Here is a 2,694-nt window from a genome sequence, read left to right as displayed (position 1 = left end):
TGCGTATTTCGGCGAAGGTGACCGACGATTTCGGCAACGTGACCGGTTTGAGTGGTCGATGCTGAGTTGCGTGGAATTGGATTGTAGGAAGAGTGGGTGTGAGGGTTGCTAAGCTGCTCCAGTGGCGAGGTTTGGCAGGGCATGTAGCCGAGCTAGTTGGCTGTGTCGGCTTCGATGATTTCTTTAAATCTGTCTTCGGCGTTCGAAGTGGTCACCTTGCCCGGGCGCATTGACTGGCCCTTCAGATTCAACCGGTGACTGCGCGACAGCAACCGGTCCAGGATGGCATCAGCGATCGTCGCGTCGCCAATCCATGCGTGCCAGTGCTCCACCGGCAACTGGCTGGTCACGATCGTCGGACGCGATCCGGCGCGGTCGTCGATCACCTCCATCAGGTCGGCGCGCGTCGGGCCATCCAGCGCTGCCAGTCCCCAGTCATCCAGCAGCAAAACGTCGGTCCGCGCCACTGCTGCCAGCCAGCGACCGAAGCCGCCGTTGCCATGCAGGACACGCAGATCCTCGGCCAGACGAGGCACCCGCAGATACAGCGCCGAGTGCCCGCGCCGGCACGCGTACTGCGCCAGCGCACAGGCCAGCCACGACTTGCCCGAGCCTGTGGCGCCGCTGACCAGGATCGCCGTTCCATCCTCGATCCAGCGCGACAGCGCCAGACTCATCAGCGCGCTGCGCTCGAACCCCCGGCCGGGTCTGCTGTCGACGTCTTCGATGCACGCCTGCGGGTACTTCAGGCCAGCCCTCTTCATGAGCGCCGCACGACGCTTGTCGTCGCGGTGGTGCACCTCGCGGTCGACCATCAGTGCCAGCCGTTCCTCGAAGCTCAGGCCCGTGCTCGCGCTGCTCGAGAGTTGTTCCTCTACCGCCGAGGCCATGCCCACCAGCTTCAAGTCACGCAACTGCGCGAGGGTGTTGTTCATCATCATTGTGGAAGTCCTTGGGTGCGTGTTCAGTGGAAGTGTTCAGTGGAAGTAGGAAGCGCCGCGCAGGTTGTCGTGCTCCGGGGACACCCACTCGGGTGCCGGTGCAGGACGCTCGATCAGGTCGCGCCCATTGGCCAGGATGTCGCGCACGTGGCGGTACTGCCCGGCGCCGAGTTCGAGCGCCAGCAGGCAGGCCGCCTCCACGCGCTGCGGGCCATAACGCTTGGCCAGGCTGAGCAGCCCGAGACAGCTGCGGTAGCCATGTTCGGGATGGCGGAAGCGTTGCAGCAGTTGCGTGACGAAGCGCCCCGTGCTCACGCCGATGTCAGCGCCCCAATGGATCAGCCGCTCGGGCGTCCACTCCTTGTGCGCCCGATGGGCCGCCGGCATGTGCTCGTCCAGCGTCGTGAAGCCACCCCGGTGTGCATTGCGTGCGTGGCACGCCACGCGCTCACCGCGATGCAGCACCTCCACCAGGGCGTCGGTGATGCGCGCCTCCAGCTTCAACCCGACCAGCGAGTGCGACACGCTGTAGCGGTGGCCTTCGATCTCCACGTGGTAGTCAAAGTGCACGGTCACCGTCTTGAAGGTCGCCCACTGCCAGTGTTGCGCCGGCAAGGCCGACAGGGTTGGCGCATCCAGCGAGGCGAACAGGCTCCGGCGACTGCCTTCGATCTTCTGGAACCGGCGCTCGTTGAGCGAAGGCAGCAATGCGCACAGGGCCGCGTCGGCGGCATGCACATCAGCCAGCACCGTATGTCGCAGCCGAGCCATCAGCCAACGCTCCACGACCTGCACCGCCGACTCGGCGCTGGCCTTGTCCTTGGGCGAGTACGGGCGCGCCGGCAGGATCGAGACGCCGTAGTGGCGCGCGAAGTCGTGCACGGTCTCGTTGAGCCTGGGCTCGTAGCGACAGGCGTGGCTCACGAGTGCGCGCGGGTTGTCCGGCACGATCAACTGCGGCACACCGCCATAGAACGCGAGCGCGCGTGCCATCGCGCCGAGCCAGGAGCGCATGCTCTGGTCGGCGGTGGCGCAGGCGAAGGTGTAGCTCGACGCCCCCATGGCGGCCACGAAGACCTGCGCCCGCGTCCCATCTGCCAGCGCCAGGGTCGGCCCGGCGTAGTCGATGAAGAGCTTCTCGCCCGCGCGACGTTGCTGGCGCATCGAGCGCTTGAGGGTCCTGGCGAAGGCCTTGTAGTGGCCGCAGAACTGGGTGTACGCCCAGGTTCTTCTACCCTCGTTGGCCGCGCGGTACTCGCCCCACAAGAGCATGAGCGTCACGCCCTTGCGGCGCAGCTCGATGTGTACGTGCGCGTAGTTGGGCTCGACCACGCGGCTGAGCGCCATGCCGCCGCCCATCAACCGACGTTCCAGCGAGGCCTCGTCCAGTTCAGCGGTTGACGGCCAATCGAGCCCGGCCGCGCCGGCCAGGCTGAGGTACTTGGCAACGGCTCCCTTGGAGATCGAGAGGCTCTGGGCGATGCGCTCGTGCGACAGGCCGCCCTGGTACTTGAGTCTGAGTATGTCCTTGATCATGCGTATGTCCATGCGTTGCTGTGGCATCAGGCGCGGCCCTCAAAGGGCGCGAGGCTATGCCCAGCGGGTGGTTCATACGCAACGTCAGCACCGACCGTGCAACCGGTCAGATCTGGCTCGAAACCTCTTCGGTCACGTCACCGGAATTGCCGGTCACGTTCCCGAAATCATCGGTCACGATGCCGAAACCACCGGTCACGCTCCTCCGAAATACGCA

At 65.6% G+C, this 2,694-nt stretch carries 2 protein-coding genes; both read right to left on the bottom strand.

Annotated elements, in window-relative coordinates:
* Positions 1-152 precede the first annotated feature (152 nt).
* Positions 153-941, bottom strand: coding sequence for an IS21-like element helper ATPase IstB (gene istB / locus RCH10_RS27470; protein WP_409054826.1), 789 nt, complete (start codon positions 939-941; stop codon positions 153-155).
* Positions 942-977: 36 nt separating this feature from the next.
* Positions 978-2,504, bottom strand: a complete 1,527-nt coding sequence (gene istA, locus RCH10_RS27465) for an IS21 family transposase (protein ID WP_409054825.1) — start codon at positions 2,502-2,504, stop codon at positions 978-980.
* Between the last annotated feature and the right edge of the window lie 190 nt (positions 2,505-2,694).

Source organism: Variovorax sp. GrIS 2.14 (assembly GCF_046115955.1).
Taxonomy (GTDB): domain Bacteria; phylum Pseudomonadota; class Gammaproteobacteria; order Burkholderiales; family Burkholderiaceae_C; genus Variovorax.
Note: the sequence above shows the minus strand (reverse complement) of the source record. Positions and strands in the feature narration are given on the sequence as shown.